This window comes from Acinetobacter sp. CIP-A165 (assembly GCF_000367985.1).
Lineage (GTDB): Bacteria > Pseudomonadota > Gammaproteobacteria > Pseudomonadales > Moraxellaceae > Acinetobacter.
The window spans coordinates 163,294-189,602 of record NZ_KB849200.1 but is presented as its reverse complement, the minus strand read 5'-3'; the positions used below and the strand labels follow the sequence as shown (position 1 = coordinate 189,602).

General features: G+C 41.6%; 28 protein-coding genes and 1 pseudogene. 9 read left to right on the top strand and 20 right to left on the bottom strand.

Annotated elements, in window-relative coordinates; translation table 11 throughout:
• Position 1 precedes the first annotated feature (1 nt).
• The 3 genes from F991_RS00820 to F991_RS00810 all read left to right on the top strand — a co-directional run bounded on the left by F991_RS00820 (position 2) and on the right by F991_RS00810 (position 2,196).
• Positions 2–775, top strand: coding sequence for an AraC family transcriptional regulator (locus tag F991_RS00820; protein WP_004668119.1), 774 nt, complete (start codon positions 2–4; stop codon positions 773–775).
• 99 nt (positions 776–874) lie between these two features.
• A complete protein-coding gene (locus F991_RS00815; protein ID WP_004668118.1) occupies positions 875–1,420 on the top strand; it encodes a glutathione peroxidase in 546 nt (181 codons plus the stop codon).
• Between the two features lie 179 nt (positions 1,421–1,599).
• Positions 1,600–2,196, top strand: a complete 597-nt coding sequence (locus F991_RS00810; protein WP_004668117.1) for a hypothetical protein — start codon at positions 1,600–1,602, stop codon at positions 2,194–2,196.
• On the opposite strand, the gene F991_RS00805 is transcribed toward F991_RS00810, so the two are convergent.
• The 12 genes from F991_RS00805 to F991_RS00750 all read right to left on the bottom strand — a co-directional run bounded on the left by F991_RS00805 (position 2,193) and on the right by F991_RS00750 (position 13,369).
• Positions 2,193–4,352: a hypothetical protein gene (locus F991_RS00805; protein ID WP_004668116.1), complete on the bottom strand. Its 2,160-nt coding sequence runs from the start codon at positions 4,350–4,352 to the stop codon at positions 2,193–2,195. The two genes, F991_RS00810 and F991_RS00805, sit on opposite strands and share 4 nt — an antisense overlap.
• 225 nt (positions 4,353–4,577) lie before the next feature.
• A complete protein-coding gene (locus tag F991_RS00800) occupies positions 4,578–5,057 on the bottom strand; it encodes a DUF2846 domain-containing protein (protein WP_004668115.1) in 480 nt (159 codons plus the stop codon).
• A gap of 136 nt (positions 5,058–5,193) precedes the next feature.
• The gene (locus F991_RS00795) at positions 5,194–5,613 is read right to left on the bottom strand and encodes a F0F1 ATP synthase subunit epsilon (RefSeq protein WP_004668114.1); all 420 of its coding nucleotides are present in this window, start codon (positions 5,611–5,613) and stop codon (positions 5,194–5,196) included.
• Positions 5,614–5,640: 27 nt separating this feature from the next.
• On the bottom strand, positions 5,641–7,035 hold the full coding sequence (atpD, locus tag F991_RS00790) for a F0F1 ATP synthase subunit beta (RefSeq protein ID WP_004668113.1): 1,395 nt from the start codon (positions 7,033–7,035) through the stop codon (positions 5,641–5,643).
• A gap of 30 nt (positions 7,036–7,065) precedes the next feature.
• Complete coding sequence (gene atpG / locus F991_RS00785) at positions 7,066–7,935, bottom strand: F0F1 ATP synthase subunit gamma (RefSeq protein ID WP_004668112.1); 870 nt, start codon at positions 7,933–7,935, stop codon at positions 7,066–7,068.
• A gap of 77 nt (positions 7,936–8,012) precedes the next feature.
• On the bottom strand, positions 8,013–9,557 hold the full coding sequence (gene atpA, locus F991_RS00780) for a F0F1 ATP synthase subunit alpha (protein WP_004668110.1): 1,545 nt from the start codon (positions 9,555–9,557) through the stop codon (positions 8,013–8,015).
• Between the two features lie 42 nt (positions 9,558–9,599).
• On the bottom strand, positions 9,600–10,136 hold the full coding sequence (locus F991_RS00775) for a F0F1 ATP synthase subunit delta (protein WP_004668108.1): 537 nt from the start codon (positions 10,134–10,136) through the stop codon (positions 9,600–9,602).
• A gap of 11 nt (positions 10,137–10,147) precedes the next feature.
• Positions 10,148–10,618 (bottom strand): F0F1 ATP synthase subunit B, encoded by a 471-nt coding sequence (locus F991_RS00770; RefSeq protein ID WP_004668107.1) that lies wholly within the window; start codon positions 10,616–10,618, stop codon positions 10,148–10,150.
• Between the two features lie 39 nt (positions 10,619–10,657).
• Positions 10,658–10,903 (bottom strand): F0F1 ATP synthase subunit C, encoded by a 246-nt coding sequence (gene atpE / locus F991_RS00765; RefSeq protein ID WP_000424060.1) that lies wholly within the window; start codon positions 10,901–10,903, stop codon positions 10,658–10,660.
• Positions 10,904–10,985: 82 nt separating this feature from the next.
• Positions 10,986–11,861, bottom strand: a complete 876-nt coding sequence (gene atpB, locus F991_RS00760; RefSeq protein WP_004668106.1) for a F0F1 ATP synthase subunit A — start codon at positions 11,859–11,861, stop codon at positions 10,986–10,988.
• A 99-nt stretch (positions 11,862–11,960) separates the two neighbouring features.
• On the bottom strand, positions 11,961–12,359 hold the full coding sequence (locus F991_RS00755; protein WP_004668105.1) for an ATP synthase subunit I: 399 nt from the start codon (positions 12,357–12,359) through the stop codon (positions 11,961–11,963).
• Between the two features lie 170 nt (positions 12,360–12,529).
• The gene (locus F991_RS00750; RefSeq protein ID WP_004668104.1) at positions 12,530–13,369 is read right to left on the bottom strand and encodes a metal ABC transporter solute-binding protein, Zn/Mn family; all 840 of its coding nucleotides are present in this window, start codon (positions 13,367–13,369) and stop codon (positions 12,530–12,532) included.
• A gap of 258 nt (positions 13,370–13,627) precedes the next feature.
• Here F991_RS00750 and F991_RS00745 point away from each other — a divergent pair, with 258 nt between their 5' ends.
• From F991_RS00745 to znuB, 3 genes are read left to right on the top strand one after another with little or no spacing between them, the layout of a single operon-like run.
• Positions 13,628–14,125: a transcriptional repressor gene (locus F991_RS00745; protein WP_004668103.1), complete on the top strand. Its 498-nt coding sequence runs from the start codon at positions 13,628–13,630 to the stop codon at positions 14,123–14,125.
• Complete coding sequence (gene znuC, locus F991_RS00740) at positions 14,098–14,886, top strand: zinc ABC transporter ATP-binding protein ZnuC (RefSeq protein ID WP_004668102.1); 789 nt, start codon at positions 14,098–14,100, stop codon at positions 14,884–14,886. The genes F991_RS00745 and znuC overlap by 28 nt, the downstream gene beginning before the upstream one ends.
• 3 nt (positions 14,887–14,889) lie before the next feature.
• Entirely contained in the window at positions 14,890–15,699 is an 810-nt protein-coding gene (gene znuB, locus F991_RS00735) for a zinc ABC transporter permease subunit ZnuB (RefSeq protein ID WP_004668101.1), read from the top strand.
• 6 nt (positions 15,700–15,705) lie between these two features.
• Here the strand turns inward: znuB and F991_RS00730 are convergent, their stop codons facing one another.
• Positions 15,706–16,332, bottom strand: coding sequence for a LysE family transporter (locus tag F991_RS00730; RefSeq protein ID WP_004668100.1), 627 nt, complete (start codon positions 16,330–16,332; stop codon positions 15,706–15,708).
• Positions 16,333–16,493: 161 nt separating this feature from the next.
• Between F991_RS00730 and F991_RS00725 the strand changes: the two genes are divergently transcribed.
• The 3 genes from F991_RS00725 (at position 16,494) to F991_RS00715 (ending at position 20,119) form a co-directional block, all read left to right on the top strand.
• Positions 16,494–17,414 carry a Dyp-type peroxidase gene (locus F991_RS00725; protein ID WP_004668099.1) on the top strand — a complete coding sequence of 307 codons (921 nt, stop codon included), beginning with the start codon at positions 16,494–16,496 and terminating at the stop codon, positions 17,412–17,414.
• A gap of 170 nt (positions 17,415–17,584) precedes the next feature.
• Complete coding sequence (gene argS, locus F991_RS00720; RefSeq protein WP_004668098.1) at positions 17,585–19,387, top strand: arginine--tRNA ligase; 1,803 nt, start codon at positions 17,585–17,587, stop codon at positions 19,385–19,387.
• A 129-nt stretch (positions 19,388–19,516) separates the two neighbouring features.
• Positions 19,517–20,119, top strand: coding sequence for an SPOR domain-containing protein (locus tag F991_RS00715; protein ID WP_004668097.1), 603 nt, complete (start codon positions 19,517–19,519; stop codon positions 20,117–20,119).
• 60 nt (positions 20,120–20,179) lie between these two features.
• On the opposite strand, the gene F991_RS00710 is transcribed toward F991_RS00715, so the two are convergent.
• The 7 genes and pseudogenes from F991_RS00710 to F991_RS00680 all read right to left on the bottom strand — a co-directional run.
• The gene (locus F991_RS00710; RefSeq protein WP_004668096.1) at positions 20,180–20,833 is read right to left on the bottom strand and encodes a glutathione S-transferase family protein; all 654 of its coding nucleotides are present in this window, start codon (positions 20,831–20,833) and stop codon (positions 20,180–20,182) included.
• Positions 20,834–20,930: 97 nt separating this feature from the next.
• On the bottom strand, positions 20,931–21,329 hold the full coding sequence (locus tag F991_RS00705; protein ID WP_004668095.1) for an OsmC family protein: 399 nt from the start codon (positions 21,327–21,329) through the stop codon (positions 20,931–20,933).
• Positions 21,326–22,273 carry a pirin family protein gene (locus tag F991_RS00700; RefSeq protein ID WP_004668094.1) on the bottom strand — a complete coding sequence of 316 codons (948 nt, stop codon included), beginning with the start codon at positions 22,271–22,273 and terminating at the stop codon, positions 21,326–21,328. The genes F991_RS00705 and F991_RS00700 overlap by 4 nt, the downstream gene beginning before the upstream one ends.
• A gap of 155 nt (positions 22,274–22,428) precedes the next feature.
• Complete coding sequence (locus tag F991_RS00695; RefSeq protein ID WP_004668093.1) at positions 22,429–22,920, bottom strand: flavin reductase; 492 nt, start codon at positions 22,918–22,920, stop codon at positions 22,429–22,431.
• A 159-nt stretch (positions 22,921–23,079) separates the two neighbouring features.
• The gene (locus tag F991_RS00690) at positions 23,080–24,108 is read right to left on the bottom strand and encodes a methionine synthase (protein WP_004668092.1); all 1,029 of its coding nucleotides are present in this window, start codon (positions 24,106–24,108) and stop codon (positions 23,080–23,082) included.
• A 27-nt stretch (positions 24,109–24,135) separates the two neighbouring features.
• Positions 24,136–25,137 (bottom strand): DUF1852 domain-containing protein, encoded by a 1,002-nt coding sequence (locus F991_RS00685; RefSeq protein WP_004668091.1) that lies wholly within the window; start codon positions 25,135–25,137, stop codon positions 24,136–24,138.
• A gap of 175 nt (positions 25,138–25,312) precedes the next feature.
• A pseudogene (locus tag F991_RS00680) lies at positions 25,313–26,214 on the bottom strand (IS3-like element ISAcsp5 family transposase); the annotation flags it as partial.
• Between the last annotated feature and the right edge of the window lie 95 nt (positions 26,215–26,309).

Here is a 26,309-nt window from a genome sequence, read left to right as displayed (position 1 = left end):
AATGAAGCATGATGTCTCTGCACAACTTCCCTTTCTGAATGGTATCGAAGTACATGAATTTCTTTATCAAAAAGACGATGTTGTCAATCCTCATACTTCACTTTGGGGTGACTTTAATTTTAGTTTAAACGGTACTTTAGAATTTGACATTGAAGGAAAGTACTATTTATCACCACCCAGTTATGGGCTTTGGCTACCACCGCGTACTGAACACCAATCTTTGCCTGTTGAACACGAAATTCATTATATTTGTATTCGGATACACCCTAAATTCGGGCAGTTTTTAGGCAATAGCTGTCGTTGCTTTAGTATCCAACCTTTTTTTCGTGCTTTGATCGTGCAGATTTTAGAACAACAAAAACAAGCGGCGCAGCCTGAATACCTTGAACATTTATTGCAAGTTTTATTTGATCAACTCAAACAAGCCCCTGCCCATTCGCACTATTTGCCACAAAGTAGCCACCCGATTTTGGCACCGATTTTAGAAAAATTATCTGATCCTGATTTATTCAACATCAGCCTACAGCAAATTTTACAGAACTTCTCTGTCAGCGAGCGTCATGTACTACGCTTGAGCCAACAAGAATTACAACTCTCATTATCCGAATGGCGTAATCGAGCGAAAATCATTTTCGCCATTCACCAAATCCGCCAAGGCATGACCATTAAACAACTGGCCTTTGCATTGGGTTATCACCATAGTTCGAGCTTTATCGAATTTTTTAAACGCTATACGGGGCAAACGCCGATTCAACTTAAAAATGCGACGATATAAATATTATTTGTATGTATTCATATCAATAGCATTGCACTCTAAAAGATTAGCAGTTAAAACAAACAAGTGATTTCACAACAACAAATTAGGACATACTCCATGAGCCAATCGGTTTATCACATCCCTGTTCAGGATATCAAAGGTCAAGACGTTGATCTCGATCAGTATCAAGGCAAAGTTCTACTGATTGTTAACGTTGCTTCAAAGTGTGGTTTAACACCACAATATGAAGGGTTAGAAAAACTCTATCAAGCAAAAAAAGAGCAAGGTTTAGAAATTTTAGGCTTCCCTGCCAATAATTTCTTAGAACAAGAACCGGGTTCAAATGATGAAATCCAACAATTCTGCTCACTCAACTATGATGTGCATTTCCCATTATTTGCCAAGATATCAGTCGCGGGCGATGATAAACATCCTTTGTACCAGACCTTAACCCAAGCGATACCAGAACGTACTGGCGAAGGCCCTTGGTGGAAAGATCTGGTTGATTATGGTCTAACACCAAATAATCCACCTGAAGTATTATGGAATTTTGAAAAATTCTTAGTCAATAAGAATGGTGAGATCGTGGCTCGTTTTGCGCCAGATATTACTGCAGATGATGAGCGTATCGTGACTGCAATTGAAGCTGAATTGGCAAAGTAAATTAAAAAAACCAAAGGGAGGGATCATGTTGCGTTCCTTCTCTTTTTCACAAGTAAAACGCTCCCCTTGTTATTTTATTTGTTTGACTAAAATGTTAATGAATTGCAAAAATCACATTTTTCTTCATACTTTCTCATTATAGTGACGATCTTCTCATATTTTGGTGCAGTTCAGCCACGATGAAAAATCTAGCCATCAAAGCCATTTTCTCTGCAACAGTAGTTGTTACTGCATTCGCGTTCGTCGGTTGTGATCAAGTGCCTCAAGAAAACCATCAAGTTGCTGAACCAAACACTGAGTTTGACTCAAACATCAGTACCGATGATGCCAATACAACAACACCGCAGGATATTCAAAAGCTAAGCAGTGGCAACCTATTTAATATGGTACGTGATGTAGCACAACTACAGCTAAAAACTGATGATTATACGGCTCTGCTCAAAAGCTCCCAAAACCAGCTTGAGCAAGCGATTCAAGAAAAGAATACCCAGCAACTGCAAAATGCAACGACAGATCTCAAACAAAATTTGCATGCTTTACACGATACCTTACAAGCACTTCAACTAAAGAGTCATGAAGTCGATCAAATTCGTCAGAGTCTACTTAATGCAAATCAACAACTTTTAAAAATGCCACTCCTTCATGGTCAACTGGATATTAGCCAATTAGACCTTGAAAAAATTGAGCAGCAATTCAATCGTATTCAAATGGATATGCTTAAACTGGCAACACTTATATTAGGAAAAACGGATACTGAAACTCAGACAGACATCTAAATCTGCATTGTTTGCATCTGATAAGCGGGTTTAGCAACATCATTCGATGCATGTTGAACATTTGATAAGTGCAAACCATGTTGTGTCATCTGTTTATATTTTATGAGTTCGGCATTGAGTTGAATGACACGTTGTTTTAATTCAATCGACATAAACTGATCTGACTGTGCCAGAGCAACCCAGCCCGCTTGTACTCTACGCTTAGGATTTTCATAAGCAAGTTGTTGTTGCATCCATTGATGCAATTTCAATGCACGTTGATAAGCTTCAAATTTATACGCAAATAAAGTCGTGGAAATCACCGCTTCAGGTATTTTACCCATCAGCTTCATCTCAATTTGTCGAAGTTGATACGCATATAAATCAACGCGATATTTTAATAGGTTTTGATTAAACCATTCGGCAAAATCAATGAGTAAGTCCATTATCTGATTGCACTGTGCAACCAATTGTTGTTTTTCTTGCAACGGCTTTGCTTGCTCAACTTTCTGCACGCGCCAAGTACGATAAACAGCGAATCCGCCGACAACAAAAGCACCGATAGACCCCGAAACAAGTCCTCCAATCGCAGCGCCGATCGCCAAACTATTTTTGATCACGGAGTTCGATTGTTTATAAGCTAAATATGGACGAGAAACTGGCTGAGCTTGTGAGGCAGAAAAATTACGATACACCGCAAAGCCTGTATTCATCAGTGGAATTGAAACAAAGTCATCAACACCAACCACATGTTGCAAACTGGTTTGGGCGGTGCGTTGCACGGACTCATAACTCAATGCCAGATCAGCAAAAACAGAAGCATATTTCTCTTGCAGATGCGCCAATTCAATATTCACAATAATCGCAATATGCGGATGGCTTTTTGCAAAGGACTCTACTGCATCCGATGCTAAAGTACACTTCACCTGCATCGGTGTACCATCTACAATCAAGTCAAAACCTGCTAAGTGAGCGTGTTCTGCAAACTCAATCGTATGTCCCTGCTGGCTTAGGTTATAGGCGACTTGTTGCTTTGCCAAATAAGAGGATAAGCGTGTCAGAGCTGCATCATGATCATCATCAGGCGCTGGAATTTGTTTTAGATTATAAAAAGCATCAGGATGACCTTTAGACGCGGTGACCAAAGCATCCAAAACTAAGGGATTGATGTGTAAATAGTTCCAGATAAAACCCAGACGATAATGCGCAGGATGAATACCACTGACCAGTTTTAAGTCTCGACCTGTTAAAATTTTCTGCAAAGCATCATTGGCCGCTTTATGCCGATCTAAACTCACCACGAGCTCACTGTTATTTAACAGCTTCGGTGCACTTTCAATCACATTTTTATAATAAGGCACGATAAACGCATGGGTGACCAGCCAATGGTTTAAAGAATGACCCATATATTTTAATCGGTGTTGTAGATCAATCAGTAGCTTGGTTGATTCAACTGGACTGGATTGTAAGCACTCAGGCAACATCAATGAAACAGCCCACTGGGTTAACTGCTCATGTTTCGCTTGTTGCTGGATATGTTCTAAATTTCCCAAGTGCTGTAAGGCATCAACCGCATCACGATTACCCTGCTCATTGTGATGACGATTTCGACTCAATAGGCAGTGTATAAAATCATAATGAACACTATCAGGCTGAATGGCTTGCTGCTGAAATACGATACGATAGTTTTCAATTGCTGCTGACCAATCCTCCAAACGCTGATAAAAAGCAGCTAAAGCATACTTAATCTCAACATCATCATATTCAGCGTGTAATTGCTTCAAGATACTTAATTTTAGCGGGCTATCTTTACAGTTTGCTAACTGCGTTACCGTTTCATATCGTTGTTGCTCGCTAAGGCCTTGGGTCAAATATTGCAGACGAAATGCCACGCATTGTTCAAACCAAGCAAAACGATGGGCATGTTGCTGATAAGCAGGTATAAAAACTTGATGAATCAATGTAATTAAACGTAATGAGCAATTTATTTCTTCTATAGTATCGTGTTGAAAATGCCATGTTTTAGGCAAAGTGACCTGAAGCAGATGGCTGTATAAGCCCGCAGTTAATTCAGGTTGAGCAAGTGTGACCAACTTCAATTGATCTTTTACAGAAAAATGATGTCCCTGTTGTTCAATACGATCCAAGCGCAACTTTAAGACATTACTTGCTAACATATTTTTCCTAATTTTTTATTCAATATACTCGTTATTTATCGCTTAGCGTGACGTGATCCATATCGCACTAAGTATTCATCATATTATGTTTTTAGATAATAAAAAAGCACCTTCAAGGTCGATATCAAGATCAACTTTGAAGGTGCTTAAATTGGATTTATATTTCTAATTCACCCAATTGAGTATAACAAAATAGAAGAATAGCCACCTTAAAGTGACGATTCGTTATTTCTTATCTAAACTAATCGTTGCTTTGCTACATTTACCAGACTGTGCGAATTGATATTCAGCAATCGCTTTTTTACCGGTTTGTTCATCGACTTGTTTTAGATTCGCCCCACCCGCTAACACGCCAGGTTTAATGTACTGCTGGATAAAATATTGTTTACCCGCTTCCGTCGTCAGTGCTAAATGATTTGGTGAAAACTCTGACTCTGTAGAAACCGTATGTTTTTGATTACCCGCCACTTCTTTTAAGAAGAACGTACCACGAGCCGTTTCGCCTAAACACTCGCCATCAATCCATACATCTTTTTTCAATGCAGCACCAACAATACTATTAGAGCGATAAACATAAATTGCGGCATTCCCTTCAGTGGGTGCATCCAGTTTTTTGGCTTGTTGTGACAATTGCGGTGTTGCTTGAGGCACTGAAGCACAACCAACGAATGCAAGGCTCAGTACAACAGGAAGTAAAATTTTCATTATGGTATTTCTCATTTAATTATAGAATGCGTGACGCACTTTATATGAAAATGACAATTATTTAAATATTGTTTTTAAGTTATTTTTCCATAAAAAAAGCCACCTGACGGTGGCTTTTTTTATCTCAAATCAGCAATTACATTGCACGATTTTTGATTTTACGAATCGTTTCAAGCTGAGCTGCTGTTTCAGCAAGCGAAGCAAGTGCAGCAGCAGAGTCCAAATCACTCTTTTGATTCGCCAACAATTGTTCAGCTTGTTTACGAGCTTCCAAAATTGCTGCTTCATCTAAGTTGTCGGCACGGATTGCAGTATCTGCAAGCACGGTCACAACATGAGGTTGAACTTCTAACACGCCGCCTGATACATAAACAATTTCTTCTGTACCATTTTCCAACTGAACGCGAATCGGTCCAGGCTGGAGTAAAGTTACTAGTGGAGCGTGCCCAGGTAAAATACCAAGCTCACCACCTGCACCTTTAGCGATCAACATCGTTACTGTGCCAGAGTAAATTGACTCATTCACACTTACGACATCACATTGCATCGTCGCCATGAGAACCTCCTAAATTAGAGTTGCTAATTAAAGTTTCTCGGCCTTAGCAATCACTTCGTCAATACCACCCACCATATAGAACGCTTGTTCTGGGATGTGATCGTATTCACCAGCTAATAGACCTTTAAAGCCACGAATGGTTTCTTTAAGCGATACTAATTTACCAGGTGCACCAGTGAACACTTCAGCAACGTGGAATGGTTGAGAGAAGAAACGTTGGATTTTACGCGCACGGTAAACAACCAACTTATCTTCTTCAGCCAATTCGTCCATACCCAAGATCGCGATGATGTCTTTAAGCTCTTTATAACGTTGCAAAATGTTCTGTACAGAACGTGCAATTTCATAATGCTCTTGACCAACAACCAATGGGTCTAGCTGACGTGAAGTTGAGTCAAGTGGATCGATCGCTGGATAAATACCAGAAGATGCGATGTCACGGCTCAATACAACTGTTGCATCTAAGTGAGCAAAGGTTGTTGCAGGCGATGGATCTGTTAAGTCATCGGCAGGTACGTATACTGCTTGGATCGATGTGATCGAACCCGTTTTAGTCGACGTAATACGCTCTTGAAGAACACCCATTTCCTCTGCAAGTGTCGGTTGGTAACCTACTGCAGATGGCATACGACCTAACAATGCTGATACTTCAGTACCTGCAAGTGTATAACGGTAAATGTTGTCGACGAATAATAATACGTCACGACCTTTACCATTTTCGTCTTTTTGATCACGGAAGTATTCAGCCATGGTCAAACCAGTTAACGCGACGCGTAAACGGTTACCCGGTGGCTCGTTCATCTGACCGTAGACCATTGCTACTTTGTCAAGAACGTTAGAATCTTTCATTTCGTGATAGAAGTCGTTACCTTCACGAGTACGCTCACCAACACCAGCAAACACAGATAAACCTGAGTGTGCTTTCGCGATGTTGTTGATCAACTCCATCATGTTAACGGTTTTACCAACACCGGCACCGCCGAATAGACCAACTTTACCACCTTTCGCAAACGGGCAAAGTAAGTCAATGACTTTAATACCAGTTTCCAAAAGATCAGTAGATGCAGCTTGGTCAGCATAAGAAGGGGCTTGACGATGAATCGGCAAACGCTCTTCAGTTGCAACAGGACCTGCTTCATCAATCGGGCGACCCAACACGTCCATGATACGGCCAAGCGTAGCTGGACCCACTGGAACTGAAATCGGTGCATTTGTACTGGTTACAGTAAGACCACGTTTAAGACCTTCTGTAGAACCCATTGCGATGGTACGAACTACACCATCGCCAAGCTGTTGCTGAACTTCTAATGTAGTTTCAGTACCGTCAACTTGGAGAGCGTCATAGATCTTAGGAACGCTATTGCGCTCAAACTCGACGTCGATAACCGCGCCGATGATCTGAATGATACGACCGCTACTCATTGCTGTCTCCTCAATTCAAACTTAATAATGTTAAACGGCAGCGGCACCGCCAACGATCTCGGAAATTTCCTGAGTAATCGCGGCTTGACGCAGCTTGTTGTAAATGAGTTGTAGGTCTTTAATCAACTGACCTGCGTTGTCGGTCGCTGCTTTCATTGCGACCATACGTGCAGATTGCTCACATGCGACGTTTTCAATCACACCTTGATAAACCATAGACTCGATATAGCGAACCAACAAACCATTTAACAATACTTCTGCTTCTGGTTCGTAGATATAATCCCAACCATAAGTACGGTTGAGGTCATCGCTTTCTTCTGCTGATGCTAAAGGAACAAGTTGATCTACTTTAGGCTGTTGAGTCATGGCATTGATGAAGCCATTTGAAACGAGATAGATACGATCTAATTCGCCTTTATCAAATGCATCAAGCATAACCTGCACTGAGCCAGTTAACTGTTCCAAACTCGGTGTATCACCAAGTTGGGTGGTCGCACCAAGCACTTTACCGCCGTAATTCTTAAAAAACGAAACCGCTTTTTGACCAATCAAAGCAAATTCAACTTCAATTGACTGCTGTTGTTGTGCTTTGACATGCTGCACAACTTTCTTGAACAAGTTAATGTTCAAGCCACCCGCCAAGCCACGATCTGAAGACACCACGATATAGCCAACGCGCTTTACAGGACGTTCAACCATATAACGGTGTTTATATTCAGGGTTTGCTTGTACCAAGTGAGCAATTACACGGCGCATATTATCGGCATACGGACGGCCCTGTGCCATGCGCTCTTGCGCACGACGCATTTTAGAAGCAGCTACCATTTGCATCGCGCGAGTAATCTTTTGCGTGCTCTTGATACTAGCAACTTTGGCGCGAATTTCTTTTAAATTTGCCATACGCTTAACCTAGTAGTCGAAAGCTCTTACGAGCTTCCGAAGGTTGATCCGTGAACCAAACTTAACTAAAGCTTAACTTAGTAAGTTTGAGTCGCTTTGAAGCTCTCAATACCTGCTTTGATTGCCGCTTCGATGTCTTTGTTATAATCACCAGTTTCATCGATCTGTTGCATTAACGCAGCTTTTTCAGAGCGGAAGTAAGAGATTAACGCAGCATCAAAGTCTACGATTTTCTTCACTTCAACGTCAGACATGTAGCCTTCGTTAGATGCATAAACAGAAACAGCTTGGTCAGCAATTGAGTAAGGCGCATATTGTTTCTGCTTCATTAACTCAGTTACACGTTGACCATGCTCAAGTTGTTTACGTGTTGCTTCATCAAGATCAGAAGCAAACTGAGCAAACGCAGCCAATTCACGGTATTGCGCTAAAGCAGTACGGATACCGCCAGACAATTTTTTGATGATCTTAGTTTGAGCAGAACCACCAACACGCGATACCGAGATACCCGCGTTCACAGCAGGACGAATACCCGCGTTGAATAATGATGTTTCTAAGAAGATCTGACCGTCAGTAATCGAAATTACGTTGGTTGGTACGAATGCAGATACGTCACCGGCTTGAGTTTCAATGATCGGTAATGCAGTTAAAGAACCAGTTTTGCCTTTAACTTCACCGTTCGTGAATTTCTCAACATAGTCAGCAGAAACGCGCGAAGCACGTTCAAGAAGACGAGAGTGAAGATAGAATACGTCACCTGGATATGCTTCACGACCTGGTGGACGACGTAACAATAATGAGATTTGACGATAAGCAACAGCTTGCTTAGACAAATCATCATAAATAATTAACGCATCTTCACCGCGATCACGGAAGTATTCACCCATTGTACAACCAGAATACGGAGCCAAATACTGCATTGCTGCAGGATCAGCGGCCGCAGCTGCGACAACAGTTGTATACGCCATAGCGCCAGTTTCTTCTAGCTTACGTACTACGTTTGCAATTGTTGATTGTTTTTGACCAATCGCAACGTAAACACATTTAATGCCAGAGCTCTTCTGAGCGATGATCGCATCGATCGCCATTGCTGTTTTACCAGTTTGACGGTCACCAATAATCAACTCACGCTGACCACGACCCACAGGAATCATGGTATCAACTGATTTATAACCAGTTTGAACAGGTTCGTCGACAGACTGACGCCAAATTACACCTGGTGCTACTTTTTCAACAGCATCAGTCAATTTTGCATCAATCGGGCCTTTACCATCAATTGGGTTACCCAAAGCGTCTACGACACGGCCAAGAAGTTCAGGACCAACCGGAACTTCTAATACACGACCTGTACAACGAGCTTTTTGACCTTCTTGAAGGCTTAGGTAGTTACCTAAAACAACGGCACCCACTGAATCCTGTTCTAGATTCAGTGCCATACCAAATAAGCCGCCGTCGAATTCGATCATTTCACCGTACATTGCATCTGCAAGACCGTGAATACGCACGATACCGTCAGATACCATGACGATGGTACCTTCATTCTTAGCGGTCGCGCTGGTGTCCAGATCGCTGATACGCTGTTTAATGAGCGCACTGATCTCGGATGGATTCAGTTGTTGCATTGCGCTATTCCTCAATCTTTTTTAAGTTCAGTCTTTTTGCTGTTAGGCAAGAAGACGAGTCCGCATTTTTTCAAGCTTGTTAAGCGCAGAGTCATCTATCACTTGGTCGCCTGCACGAATCACAACACCTGCGATGAGCGTTGGATCAACGTTCACAGTAACATGTACTGTTCTGTTAAAACGTTTTTCTAACGCATGAGCTAAAATATGCTCTTGTTTCGCATCCATTGGGAAAGCAGATTGAATCTCTACTTCCAATGTGTTGTTGTTCTGCGATTTAAGTAATTCATATTCTGCTGCAATTTCAGGTAACAATATTAAACGATCATTATCTGCAAGCAGTGTCAGAAAGTTCGACACCGATTGAGTTTGATCTTCACCTAGAATCTTAGCAAAAAGACCTACTTGCTCCGCAGGAGTCAGCTCAGGACGATTTAAATAAGCGGAAAATGCCTCATCTTGCACCGCAGCACTGAGCACTTGTAACGCATTTGACCAAGAGTCAGTTGCATTGTGCTCAGATGCATAAGCAAATGCTGCCTTAGCGTATGGGCGTGCCAACGTCAAGAATTCAGCCATATTTCCCTCGCTTAAAGTTTAGCAGCCAGCTGAGTCAGCATGGCATTATGAGCTTCTGCGTCAACTTGTTGGTTCAGAATTTTCTCTGCACCATCAACTGCCAAGGCAGCAACTTGTTGACGTAATTCTTCGCGAGCAGCATTGATGTCTTGATCAACAGTTTCTTTCGCCTGTTGACGAATACGTTCACCTTCAGCCGCAGCTTGGGTACGCGCTTCTTCGATCAATTGCGCTGCACGACGGTTCGCTTGTTCAATCAATTGAGCCGCTTGTGCTTTTGCTGCGTCGATCTCTTGCTTCACTTGTGATTGTGCATCAGCAAGGTCAGCTTTCGCTTTTTCAGCAGCATTTAAGCCATCAGCAATTTTACGCTGACGCTCACTAATTGCATTGATTAATGGTGGCCAAACAAACTTCATACAGAATGCGACAAATACCGCAAATGCAATCGCTTGGCCAATCAATGTGAGGTTGATATTCATTTCGCTATTCCTCAATATGTGGATTTAGGAATTAAGCTATTAACCTACAAATGGATTAGCGAAGATGAAGAACAAACCAATACCAACACCGATCATAGGCACAGCATCAAGAAGACCCGCAATTAAGAACATACGAGTTTGAAGTTGTGGAGCCAATTCTGGTTGACGAGCTACAGCTTCTAAGAAGCGGCCACCTAAAAGACCGAAACCAATCGCAGTACCTAAAGCACCGAAAGCGATCAAGATAGCAGATGCAATTGCAACTAGACCTAAAGTGAGTTCCATGAAAAATTCCTCAGAGGTTAGGTTATTACCAAATTAAACTAAAATTTAAGCCCAACCATCAACTGATGATCAGGCAATACCATTAATGCTTTTCGCTTGCCATGCTCAAGTAAACGATGGTCAGCATCATAAAGATAAATGCTTGCAACGTGATTACAAGAATGTGGAAAATAGCCCAAGGCACAGATAATGCCCACTGGATCCAGAACGGTAATAATGCGATCAAGATGAAGATCAACTCACCCGCATACATGTTACCGAACAGTCGAAGAGCCAACGAAACTGGACGAGCAAGGAAAGTTACTAATTCCAAAATTAAGTTCACTGGAATCAATAACGCTTTTGCAAATTTGTTACTTGGGTTGAATGGGTTAAGTGCCAATTCACCGACGAAACCGCCGATCCCTTTCTCACGAACACTATAGAACAAGATCAATGCAAATACTGACAAGGACATACCTAGGGTAATGTTCGGGTCAGTAGTTGGTACGATCTTGAAGTAAACGTGGTGAGGGTCCATACCAAATACACTTGCACCAATCTGTTGAGCTAAATAAGGAATCCAGTCAACAGGGATTAAATCCATTAAGTTCATGAGGAAAATCCACACGAAAATGGTTAATGCCAATGGCGCAATTAAACGCGATTTGCCGTGGAAAGTATCACGAACACTTGAGTCCACAAACTCGATAATCATTTCAATTGCAGACTGGAATTTTGTTGGTACACCTGCATTTGCAGCTTTCGCAACGATCCAGAACATTAAGCAAAAAATGATGCCAAGTCCGATAGACCAACCCATTGAATCCAAGTGAATTGCAGTGAACCCCATCGATTGAGCTTCTTCAGCAGTCTCAGCTAACTTCCATGAGCCGTCTGGCATTTTGCCATAGGTCATATTGGTCAAGTGATGCTTGATATACTCGGTCGAAGTCAGGGCATGTTCTTCAGCAGCCATAAATCACACCTGGTCAATGTCAATCATTAAAAGAAGGGCAATGAATATTGCGAACTGCGAATATCTCACGCTACCCTCCAAAAATCTCAAAAAAGTGTCTTACACTTGTTTTTGCAGACGTGTCACCCAAAATGGTGCAACCCACGACATCGCTTGAACAAGGATAAATCCACCAAACAATGCAACCGGTGATAGTGGTTCAACATTGTTTAAAATTAAAATAAAACCCACGATCACAATTGCAAACTTGCCGAGTATTCCTCGATACATGTTGAGCATGACTTGTTTTGATGCTCTTGCGCCCGCCGTTCTAAACGACTGCCAAGCAAAATAACAGTGTGCTAACCAACAAACCGAAGCCCCAAGCGCAGCACTCATCGCAGCAGTTATATCTTTCATCATCCATGCCAGCAAAGCTGCAATTGGAATCATACATGCTTGTAAGAAGACCAAAGCTTTTGCCAATCGTCGGTCAATCAATCGACTAGTCCGGCTCATTTTTTATCCACTCACAACATAACTGCTTGACAAGTTTTAATACGGATCGTTTCGAATCGCAGGCATTATAGAGTTACACCCCTGAACATGCAATCTTTTCTCGACCTAAGTCTGCTTTTTTCGTTACCCTATTTTCTGACGATAGAGTCAACGCTTTTTTAATTTTCTGATTAATTTTGGGCACTTAATACACATTTATCAGTTTTTGTAGCCAATTTCTTCCAAGCGGAGATAAAATTGTCCTCACCATTCATACTTTCATCCACAGTCTCAAAAATGACAGGATTCAGTCTTCGATACTGGCTACTGCTGGCTGAAATTTCAGCCAATAAACACATTTGTGTCTTAGGTCGACTGTCTTTTAAGTATTTAATTTGTGCAGCTGTTGGCGCAATATGTGGGTCATTGGTAAGTGCACCAGCAAACTTTAAATTCAATGCGCGTTCCAAGTATTGATAAGCATCATGGTATGACCAATAAGGTTTTGCTTTATTGCTTCCTTCATACTGTTGAGCAGCTTGTCGCATCTGTTGTGCGAAATCTCTTGCATTGGCTAAGTATTTGGCTTTATTTTCTGGGTACTGCTGTGAACGTAGTGTCGCGATAAAAAAAGCAATACGTACTGCATTATTTGGCTCTAACCAAACATGACTGTCAATGGTATTTTCTAGTGACGCGCCACGTAAATTACGTTGCGGTAATATCGTTAAGATCCCCATATCTAATAACGCAACGGCTTTACGATTTTGATGTAGCAATCTCTCTAATGGGGCTTCGTGTGCTTTACCAAGCCACACCACCAAAGAAGCCTCTTGAATTGCTTTGCGATGTGCTGGTGTGAGTTGCACATCATGCCCAGTTTGATCGCTGAGTAAAAGAACAGGTGTTTCTATCCCATTGGTGACTTCTTTTGCAATCAAATAAATTGGATGTGTTGACACGACCAAACTTTGTGTCCAGCCCCATGTGCTTAACATTGAAAACGAGACAAACAGAAAAAGGCGCAACATCACAACACTACTCAACTTAGCAAAGCATGTTATAATATAACAAAAGTTAAAAAATACCTATGTCTATTTTATCTACTTAACGTCATTCCTTGCTTGGATGACTTATATAGTTAGTTCCAAATGAATTGCATGTTATGATATACGGTCCGTTGACATTTCACAGATACTTAGCGCGCTCATCTACAGCACAAGGTATTTGGTTAGTTAAAGTTATCCGTGATAGATCAACCGATTCAAGGCAAACAATGAGGTCCATTTATGAGTTCTTGCTCACATGAACATGACAACGCTTTACACGGTGTTCATGGTCATCATGATATTAAAGCTCGACTCGCAGAGGCAGAACTTTTATGTACTGCAACTGGCGCTCGACTGACTCCTCTACGTAAAGAAGTCCTTGAACTGATATTAAATGCATCTGCGCCCATGGGTGCTTATGACTTATTGGCAAAAATTAAAGGCCAAGCAGACCGCCCTGCTGCGCCGCCGACGGTATACAGAACATTGGATTTTTTATTAGAAAAGGGACTGATCCATCGTTTAACGTCTATTAATGCTTATATTCCGTGTTGCCACCCACGTGAAGGACATCAAGCTGCGTTTTTAATTTGTACTGAATGCCGCTCTGTCAAAGAGGCTTCCGCACAAGGGCTGCTTCAACAACTTGATCAACTTGCTCACTCTGATCAATTTTCAGCTCAACACAGCATCATTGAAATTTCGGGAAAATGTCATCAGTGCAGCAAATCGCAGTAAGCTCTCCCCTGATTCAGTTGGAAAATATCTCTGTCCAACGTGATGAGCGCGTTATTTTGAGAAATGTTGATTTTGCACTACAAGCAAAAGAAATTGTGACGCTGATTGGTCCGAATGGCGCTGGTAAGTCAACACTCATCAAAGTATTACTGGGCATCATGTCGCCCAATCAAGGCAAAGTTCACTTTGCTAAAAAACTTAAGATGGCCTATGTTCCACAGAAGTTCAATCCATCTGCTAGTCTACCGTTACGGGTTCAGGACTTACTCGATTTAGAAATTTGTGCAGCAAGTTTACGCCAAGAAATCATGGCGGATACAGGCATTCTGCAATTACAGCATTCCAAAGTACAACAACTCTCTGGCGGTGAACGTCAACGCGTGTTACTGGCGCGTGCTTTATTGCGCCAACCTGATATTTTGGTGCTAGATGAGCCCATGCAGGGCTTAGACATCCAATCTGAAGCAGAGCTATATGAATATGTCCGCAGCTTGCCCGAGCGATATGGTTGTGCCGTACTGATGGTTTCTCATGACTTACAATGGGTCATGCAAGGGACACATCGTGTTGTGTGTCTGAATAAACATATTTGCTGTAGCGGTTTGCCTGAAAGCATTCAACAGCATCCTGAATACCAAGCTATTTTTGGGACGCAACGCATGTTCTATCAGCACCATCATGATGATTGTGCACATAGCGATCATGTCGAACCATGTACACATGACCCACGCCCTCACATTCACCCTGAACCAAAGGTCTAAGCAATGATGGAATGGTTACAACTGCTGCTCCCTGCTTGGATTATGGGTACACTTCTGGTATTTCTAACCGCCCCTTTGGGCTGCTTGATGCTGTGGCGCAGAATGTCATTCTTCGCCGATACCATGGCACACGGCACCTTACTTGGTGTTGCTATTGCAGGCATACTGAATTTACCTTTTTGGCTTGGTGTTGCGTGTTTAGCCGTCTTGCTGGTTGCTATTTTATGGATTTTGCACGATTCGCGCCTACCCAATGATGCACTGCTTGCTTTATGCTCAGCCACCTTACTTTGTTCAGGTTTATTACTGATCCAACAAATTCCAAGCTTACGCCCAGAACTATTAAGCTACTTGTTTGGTGATTTACTCAGTGTTGAATGGGCTGAATTGCCAATCTTTGCTGTGGTGATTGCAGCTGCAATGGTGGTGCTGTATCGCTCGTGGTCCGCACAAATTCAAATTGCGATCGACCCAGATGTGGCCATGAGTGAAGGCGTAAATGCGAACTGGCAACGTCTGATTTTCATGTTATTACTGGCATTGTTTACCGTACTGGCATTACGTGCAGTCGGTTCATTACTGATGGGTGCCTTATTAGTCATCCCTGCGCTAAGCGCCCGCTTACTGGCACACTCCCCTAAACAAATGGTGATTTGGGCATTTATATTGGCTCAATTTGGCATCACGGTTGGCCTATGGTCAAGTGCGGCATTAAACATTGCCACTGGCTTAAGTATTGTCTTATGTATGGCACTTTGTTTTGCGCTAATTTTCACAGCACAAAAATTGAAAAGTCGATCGCAATCAATTTAACCCTGTTTAGCTTGATTGCTGAATCGCACTAAGCAATAGTGCGGCACAACCAAACATCATGGCAAAGCCTCGATTTAAATACTTTTGTTGCCGAGGCGAACGCAATAATCTCAATACTTTTGAAGCCAAACCGGTATATCCCGCCATCACCATCAGATCAATCGCCACCATCGTTGACGCCATGATCAAATATTGCAGCCATTGTGGTCGAGATAAATCTAAAAACTGAGGCAACACCGCCAATAAAAATACAATTGCTTTGGGATTACTGATATTCACCACAAAACCATTGAGCATTAGATTTAAGGCCGATTTATGCTTTTGTTCATGTTCAATCTGAATCGTTTTAATCGGTGCAGTCCACTGTTGATATGCTAAATAGATCAGATAGCCCACCCCAAACCACTTCACCACTTGAAACGCCAATGGCGTCGTCGCAAAGAGTACCCCCACCCCAGCCGCAACAATCATGATTTGAATCAGCAGTGCAATCTGTAATCCAATCACATTCCAATATCCATGCTTAAACCCATAGTTCAAGCCATTGGACATTGAAGCAATTGCACCTGCACCCGGCGAAACACTAATCGCACAGCATGCCAACATAAAAGCAAACCAGACCTGTAAAGACATAATCAAAGAGCAAAATAAAAGTTGAATTATACCGTTTTATTGAGTGCAAGCAGTACTTTTTTTAGTCGATAAAAAATGAACAAAAAAATTGTTAAGTCCTGCTTAGATCAGGCACAATGACTCCTTTTTTTGCCGCCTTAAAAATGACTAAGGAGATCTTAATGGCTGCTCAATCTGTCATTCTTCCACTACCTTCTGATCATGCGCGTTTTATTGTTCTCCGTTTAAAAGATTTAACGATCGCTGAATTAAAACGACAAATTTCAGCGCTGCTTTTAACTCGTGATCGCTTGATCACCCAACACCCAGATGCTCAGATCAAAACTGCGATCGCCTTCGGTCCTGAACTTTGGTCCAAATTGTACCCACAAACACCTGATGGGTTTAAACAACTTGATCCTGAGCAAGGTGCTTTCAATATGCCTGTGGTGCCCGCAGATGTATTTATTCACATCGCAAGTGCACGGGCTGATTTATGCTTTGCAATGAGCCAATCGTTCTTTGCAGGTATTCAAGATAAAGTTGAAGTGCTCGATGAGCGTGCTTGTTTCCGCCAATTCGATGGTCGTGATTTAACTGGTTTTATTGATGGAACTGAAAATCCGCAATTCCCCGATGATCGTGCCGAAGCAACATTGCTACCCGAATCCGCTGGTATCTTCCAAGAGGGTAGTTTTATTTTCGCACAACGTTATGTACACGATTTAGCGAAATGGCAACAACTGAAAGTCGATGCACAAGAGCATGTGATTGGACGCACCAAGCTTGAATCAATTGAGCTAGATGACGAAATAAAACCTGAAAATGCGCATGTTGCTCGTACAGTGGTTGAGGATGATGAAGGTGAGGAAATGGAAATCTTGCGCCACAGCTTGCCTTATGGTGATGGAAAAGGTGAACAAGGCTTGTTCTTCGTTGCTTACACCAATAATTTAACGATTATTGATGCGATGCTAAAACGCATGTTTGGTACTGCTGGTGATGGTATTCATGACCGTTTACTGCACTTCACAACGGCTGTGGATGGTGCTTATTATTTTGCGCCAAGTGATGCATTGCTAGAACAAATTTTGGAAGATTAAAACCGCAAGGTGCTATGCCGTTGACTGGTGTAGCATCTTTATGAATGCCAACGAACAAAGCACTCAAAAAAGATTGATCGGAATATGTGAATTCCCTGCATAGACTCTCCCCTTAAGCCATCAAAATTTGCTATATTTAACGTTTTTCCGCGACATTTATTTCGGTAACTATGAATACGGCAATACAAGCAGCTCTTGATCATGCGGTACAATCCCTTCAACAACAAGGTGTACTCCCTTCAGATTGGACAAACACGAGCCATTTAACCCGTACCAAAGACCGAAGTCACGGAGACTTTGCTTCCAATATTGCCATGATCGGCTCTAAAGCGGCTGGCATGAAACCACGTGATCTTGCTGAAAAGATTTTAGCAGCACTGCCTGAAGTCGCTGACATTAACAAAGCAGAAATCGCAGGTCCTGGTTTTATTAATTTCTTTTTAAATGCAGACCAGCGCTTTGCTGTGCTCGATCAGATCCATGCACAAAAAGATCAATATGGTCGCAGCCAAGCCAATGCAGCCAAAAAAATCCAAGTCGAATTTGTGTCTGCAAACCCAACCTCTAGCCTACATGTCGGGCATGGTCGTGGTGCAGCGTATGGTATGACGGTTGCAAACCTATTAGAAGCCACAGGTGCTCAAGTTGACCGTGAATACTATGTTAACGATGCAGGTCGTCAAATGGATATTTTGGCAACTTCAACCTATTTACGTTATTTAGAACTTACGGGTCAAACACTGGTCTTTCCTAAAAATGCTTATCAAGGTGATTATGTCAAAGAAATCGCACAAAGCATTATTGACCAAGATGGTGATGCGCATGTTCGCCCAGTCGCTGACATCTATAAAGATGTGCCAGAAGACGTTCAATACGCAGAAGAAGTAGATGCTGAAGGCAACAAAGTTGTGCTTTCTGGTGATAAAGAAAAACATATCGATGGTTTAATCGCAAATTCACAACAACAGTTAGCTGAAGGCTACCGCGTTTTCCATCAAGCAGCATTACATGCCATTTTAGATGACATCAAAGATGATCTTGCTGACTTTGGCGTAACCTTTGATGAATGGTTTAGTGAAGCATCATTGGCCGACAAGATTGATGAAGCGCTCACAACTTTAGATCAACGTGGCTTCCTCTATGAAAAAGATGGCAACATCTGGTTTAAATCAACTGAATTTGGTGATGAAAAAGATCGTGTTGTAAAGCGTCGCAATGGTCAAACCACTTACTTTGCATCAGACATTGCCTACCACCTCAATAAATTACAACGTGGTTATACTGACCTGATTGATATTTGGGGTTCAGACCACCACGGTTATATCTCTCGTGTGAAAGCGGCGATTGATGCGATGGGTTATGACTCGAAGAAGTTAACCGTTCTTTTGGTTCAGTTCGTCAGCTTATGGCGTGGTGGCGAGATGGTACAAATGTCATCTCGTTCAGGTCAGTTCGTGACTTTGCGTGATTTACGTAAGGAAGTTGGTAACGACGCTGCGCGTTTCTACTACGTGATGCGTAAATCTGAGCAGCACATTGACTTTGACTTAGACCTTGCAGTTTCACAAAGTAAAGACAATGCGGTGTATTACATTCAATATGCATATGCACGTGTCAATCGCATGCTATCTCGTGCGCCTGAAAAGAATATCCATTTTGATGAAAGCTTCGCACGTAATCATGTTGCACGATTAAGCCTACCAGTTGAAACAGAAATTCTGACCAAACTGGCTGCCTATCCTGAGATTATTGTTCGCGCTGCAAATGTGTGTGAACCGCATCAGATTGGTACTTATTTAAAAGAATTAGCAGCACTGTTTCATGGCTGGTATGACGACAGAACGCATGGTCGTGTACTCGATGAACAAGACATTGAACTATCACAAGCCCGTTTATTATTATCAATAAACGTACAGCAAGTGATTCGAAATGGTTTAACATTACTAGGTGTGTCCGCTCCTGAGACAATGTAAATAGCAAAGCAACGCTCTTACAGAACAGTGGATAAAATACAGTAAACAAAGCATTATTTTAAATATAATGCTTTGTTTCCCAGAAGATTCAAGCTAGAAATAACATAATAGAATCAAGAGGAATTTCAGGTGTTTGGAAAAACGCAACGTGGTGTATCTGAACGACCAAATAAGCCCAAAAAACCGCTTATTCCGAAATGGCTAGGCATGTTTGTCGCCATTCTAGCGATCCTATGTGCCGCAGTCATGTTGATGCTCTGGCAGCCATGGCAACCTGTCCCTACAAAAACTCAGGTGCCTGCTGAACACTATCAAGAAGAAAACACCAACAAAGATTATCGTTTCTACGACTTGTTGCCACAACAACAAGTGACTCCGATTCCACAACAAGCTGTGCCTGAAACCAAACAACAAGGCAATATTGTGATTATTGAATCACCTAGAGTCGAAACAACAGAAGATTCAGCAAGCCTCACCCCAAGTGAGCAAACGCCGCCTGCACCGACCACGTATATTTTACAAGTGCGTAGCTATCCAGATCCTGATAGCGCAGATGCGCGTCGTGCAGAAATTATTCTAAATGGATTGTCTGCCGATGTGGTGAGAACTGTTGAAAATGGTCAGACATGGTACCGCGTGTTTTCTGGTCCGTATGATAGCCAAGAAGCTGCTTTAGCTGCACAACAAACACTACAGCATAGTGGCATTGATTCGATTGTCATTAAACGCTAGTCACATGATTTTAAATAAAAAAGGAACGAAAAATCGTTCCTTTTTTTGCATCTCAACCACTCATGCGCATTCAGAATCTAAGCTCTTTTGCTCTGTGCGTTGAAAGGCTGCACGCTCCTGAACACGTTGTACAAAAGCTTGAATATGCGGATATTTGCCATGTAATCGATTTTGAATAGCGATGAGTGGGAATGCCATCTGAATATCAGCAAAAGAAAAATCCCCTGCAAAATAATCATGTTCTGACAAATAATTCTCAAGATAAAGAATATGCTCTTTTACACGCGGGCGAACAAAACCGGCTTTAACACCATCTGTAATCTTCTGAGCAATTGGGCGAATCACCCACGGCACGTGTTTACTTACACTATTCATCACCAAAGTCATCACCAATAATGGCATCAGAGAGCCTTCTGCATAATGCATCCAATAAGCATATTGCATCTGATCTTTAGCACTTTGTGGTTTGAATCTTTGCTGTTCATCATACTTTTGTTGCAGATAATCCAAAATCACAGCAGATTCAACAATCACCTGCCCATCATCCACTAAAATTGGCACTTTGCCCAATGGGTGAATCTGTTTTAGGCTTTCTGGCGCGGTATAACTGGACGACCTTTGATAATATTCAACATGGCAATCCAAACCCAGTTCTTCTAATGCCCACAATATACGAAATGAGCGCGAGCATTGTAGATAATGTAAGGTAATCATTTTTGTGCCTGCTTTTTTGCTGTGTGATTGCTGTTTTGATCCCTCTAACAATCACACTTAGAATTATGTTTTGCCCAAGCACAATAGCACTTTAGTCTTAAAGAATCACGGTCTCTATGTCTAAACTGCGTAACAAAGTTTTAGTCACTGGTGTTTTGCTACACACGTTTAGAAGCTTTTCTTTTAAGTCTTGTGAAATAGGTTGCGTAAAGATTACGCGGCGCTGTATTTTTTCCTGTTGTTCGCGATTAGTATGAAAATCGACCTCAACTTGAAAATCACCCAACTCTATTTCCTTATGTTTGGCATACATCCGCAAGGTAATCATGGTACATGATGCCAAACTCGCGGTGAGAAAATCATAAGGTGCGGGGCCAGTATCGTGTCCGCCAGCAGCTTCAGGCTTATCGGTGAGAAATTGATGTGTACCACTCGTCACCTCACCTTTCCACGGTGCTGTCAAAGTCTGTACTTTTGCACTTGCAATCACACTCATTTCGACGCCCTCATTTGATCAGGTAATACAGGTGCTTCTAAGCGCTTGCCTTGATAGTCAGCAATCTCGCCAAAGCGTGCATCGTGATTGATCCAGTCTTGGCGTGCTTGTTTTAAATCATCCATGGTACGTGCAACAAAATTCCACCACAGTAAAATAGGTGACTCAAAGGGTTCACCACCAATCAATAACACACGATGACCTTTTGTCAGCTCCACTGATATTTCAGTTAAACCTTTTTCCAAGACCACCATATTGTCTATGTTTAGCTCATGGCCATTGACGCAAGCCGTTCCCTCGAGTGCCATAAAGGCATATTCAAACTCTGGGTTTAACGGAATACGTGTTTTGGTATCGGCTTGGGCGGTGAGATCTACACCCACCAAAGAGGTATGCACTTTCACAGGTGATAACGTTTCTAAAAAGTCACCGACCAACACCGTAAACTCGACTTGGTCTTTGGTGACCACAGGTAATTCTGGATAATGTTCAAAGTTCGGTTCCATCTCACGCTTATCATCTGGCAATGCAATCCAGAGCTGTGCCGCGTGCATTTTGGTTTCAGTATCAGGGGCAACTTCAGTATGCGAAATCCCGCGCCCTGCCGTCATTAAATTGACCTGCTTTGGACGAATCAACTGTTTTGAACCAAGGCTATCAGTATGCATCATGGTGCCTTCAATCATCCATGTAAAAGTCTGCAAACCAATATGTGGATGTGGTCCTACATCTAAACCATCACCTGCGGGAAACGTAACAGGCCCTGCATGATCAAGGAAACACCACGCCCCCACTAGGCGTTTCTGTCGACTTGGCAAAGCTCGTTTAATCACGGTGCCCTTACCAATTTCAGCCGAACGAATTGTAAAATCTTGAATAAATTGATTGATATAAGTTTCGCAGTCTTTTGAATCAGAAATATCGTAATCGTTGTTATTGCTCATGATATCGCTCTCTTTTTTACCTATGCTATTGCAATGAGTTGTTTTATTGATCTTAACAATACAAACATCAATCAATATAGTCTTTTAGTAAAACGCAGAGTGTCATGAATGAGATAATCTATTTTTATAGCGAATAAGAACATACAAAAGTTGCTTTAAGCGATTTCCGTCTGCCCCACTTGATGATAAGCGCGATTGAAATAAACCAAACTTTGATCGTGCTGACTTTGTTGAATTGCAACAATAGGACAAATAAAAATAGTATGTGTTCCAACCTGTTGAATTTGATCAATCTCACAATCAAAACTCACCAAAGCATCATTTAAAACGGGTGCACCAGTTTCCAATTCTGTCCAAACCCCATGTTTAAATCGTTCTTCTGGACCTAACTTAGACGAAAATACTTTAGAAACATGCTCATGATGTGCACCTAAAACATTCACAGTTAAAATTTTGTTTTCTACAAAATGCACATGTGAACTAGAGGCTTGATTCATACAGACCAACAATGTCGGCGGCGTATCTGTAACACTACACACGGCAGATGCAGTAAATCCATAACGACCAGATAAGCCTGCCGTAGTCACGACACTAATTGCGCTGGTTAACAAAGACATTGCATTTCTAAAGTCTGTTGCTTCAATCATCACATTGTTCCTAAATTGCACCTTAGTTTTGAGATTTAGTGATACCAAGCTATTCCGTCACGCAAGCACTTCATCTTTATGGAGTGGGATGAAGCAGTTTGATCATGAAAAATCCAATCAAACTGCCTCATCCCTTTACACATACGATTTTGGTGAGTATTAAGCAGAAAGCTCTCTGCGAATGATCTCCGCACCAGCACTTAAAGCATTGAGCTTGCCTCTTGCGACTTCACGCGCTAAAGGTGCCATGCCACAGTTGGTCGATGGGTAGAGCTTGTCAGCATCAACAAACTGAAGTGCTTTGCGTAAGGTATCGGCAACTTGTTCAGGTGTTTCAACTTGATTGGTTGCCACATCGATCGCACCCACCATCACTTTCTTGCCTCGAATCAATTCAATCAGATCCATTGGCACACGTGAGTTTTGGCATTCTAACGAAACGATATCGATCTTGGATTTTTGCAGCTTTGGGAACGCTTCTTCATATTGACGCCACTCTGAACCGAGTGTCTTTTTCCAATCTGTATTGGCTTTGATGCCATAGCCATAGCAAATATGAACGGCAGTTTCACACTTAAGACCTTCGAGTGCTCTTTCTAAGGTGGCAACACCCCAATCGTTCACTTCATCAAAAAACACATTAAATGCTGGCTCATCAAACTGAATAATATCTACACCTGCGGCTTCTAACTCTCTCGCTTCTTGATTAAGAATTTTGGCAAATTCCCAAGCGAGTTTTTCACGACTTTTATAATGCCCATCATAAAGCGTATCAATCATGGTCATCGGACCAGGCAACGCCCATTTGATCGGTTGCTTGGTTTGCTGACGTAAAAATTTGGCATCTTCAACAAAAACAGGTTTTTGACGACTCACTGCACCTACAACTGACGGTACACTCGCATCATAACGATCACGGATTCGAACGGTTTCACGTTTTTCAAAATCTACACCGTCAAGGTGTTCAATAAAAGTGGTGACAAAATGCTGACGGGTTTGTTCACCATCGCTAACGATGTCAATGCCTGCATGCTGCTGTTCTTGCAATGACAAACGTAACGCATCTTGTTTGCCATGAATCAGTTCTTCATCTTGCAACTTCCAAGGTGACCAAAGCTTTTCTGGTTCTGCAAGCCAAGATGGTTTTGGTAAGCTGCCAGCTGTTGAAGTCGGTAATAATATTTTCATCGTCAATCATCTTCTCAATATGAATCGTTAAACAGCAGCACAGTTTTGATCAGCGTAGTTCTTCGCCCACTGCTCAAGAATATTCTGATAGGGTTTGATGAACTGCTCTTCAACGAATTTGCCTTGTTCAATCGCCAGTCGGCTACGCTCTTCTCGGTCATACACAATGCGAGTAAGTGAATAATCTTGGTTCTTCAAACTCGGTTGATAAGATGTTCCTGCCGCAGCGTTAGCATTGTAAATCTCAGGACGATAAATCTTTTGAAAGCTTTCCATCGTACTGATCGTACTGATCAACTCAAGATTGGTGTAATCACTTAATAAATCACCTGAGAAATAGAAAGCCAAAGGTGCAACACTATTTGGCGGCATAAAGTAGCGAACTTTTAAGCCCATTTTTTGGAAATACTCATCAGTTAAAGAGTATTCATCTTGCAGGTATTCGACACCCAAAACTGGATGTTGATTATCACTACGGCGATAAACTTTACTGCTCGAAACACTGAGACAAATCACAGGCTGTTTTTTGAAGTTTGCTTTGTAAGTATCAGAATTAATAAAGCTCTTAAATAAGTTGCCATGTAGATCACCAAAGTTTTCTGGTGTTTTAAATTCAGACTGATTTTTATTATGATCAAGCAATAACACACTAAAATCATAATCACGCACGTAAGAAGAAAAATTATTCCCGACAATGCCTTCAATGCGCTGATTGGTTTTTTTATCAACGATATTGGTTTTCAATATTTCAATCAAAGGCAATGCATTTGTATTGCTTTCAGCATCAATTTTCATTTCAACGGAAATAATTTCAAGTTCGACAGAATAGCGATCGCTATTTGGGTTATCCCAATGTGCCAAGGTATTGAAACGATTGTCGATCATTTTTAAAGTATTGCGTAAATTTTCTTGACGACTTTCGCCACGAGCCAAATTCGCAAAGTTGGTGGTTATGCGAGTATTGTCTGAAGGGCGATAGTCTTCATCGAAACGAATACTCTTTATCGTAAATTTAAATTCTTTACTCATTGATCTGACACCCTAATTTCCGTGATAAATCTAATTTCTTTATGATGTGATTTATACCCGATTCACAACATGAATAAAAATGATTTAGTTTCATAGAAAAGTGAGTAATGTGGTTCCGTTAATTAGACCACTCAATTCAGTTTTATAAGTGATAAATCCGCTCTAAATATTTAAATTATGCTGCCATTACTTTTAGTAAATGTTGATCATAAAATTCATCCGGTGTTGCCTTATTCAAACTTGAATGAGGACGTATCATGTTATAAAAATCCAAATATTCAGCAATTGATTGTTTCGCTTGTTTAACCGTATCGTAAGCCTTCAAATAGACTTCCTCATGCTTCACGCTGCGCCATAAACGCTCAATCATTACATTATCCATCCATCGTCCTTTCCCATCCATACTGATACGGATATTTCGCAATTTTAACTCATTCAAAAATGCCTCGCTTGTGAATTGACTGCCTTGGTCTGTATTAAACACCTCAGGACAACCATATTTCACAATTGCTTCTTGCAACGCATCTATGCAAAAGCCTGTTTCCATACTGATCGATACACGATGAGCCAGTACTTTACGACTATGCCAATCTATAATTGCACACAGATAGACAAAGCCTTTAGCCATAGGAATGTACGTGATATCTGTACACCAGACTTGATTAGAGTGATCGATGACCATGTTTTTCAACAGATATGGGAAAATACGGTGTGCAAGATTAGGCTTACTGGTATTGGGTTTTGGATACAAGGCATGTATTCCCATCAAGCGCATTAAACGTCGGACTTTACGCCGACCTATTTGATGCCCTTGACGCTGTAGCATATCTCGTATCATTCGACTGCCCATAAATGGGTAGTCGAGATGAATTTCATCGATCAGGCGCATCAAACTCAAATCAGTTGATGAAATCTCTTTGGACTTGTAATACAACGTACTGCGATTGATTTGAATCAATTGCGATTGTTGTCGTACCGAAAGTTGATGGGTCTTATCGATCATTTTTTGCCGCTCAGCTGCCCTATTTTTCTGAGCGCACCTTCTAAAAAATCAATTTGCAATGCCTGATGTCCTATTGATGTGGTTCTAGGATTTTAGACCACGCCTATAAGTGATAATCTACTCCCCAATAAGCATGGGAAATGCTTGTTTTTGGAGTCAACCATGACAC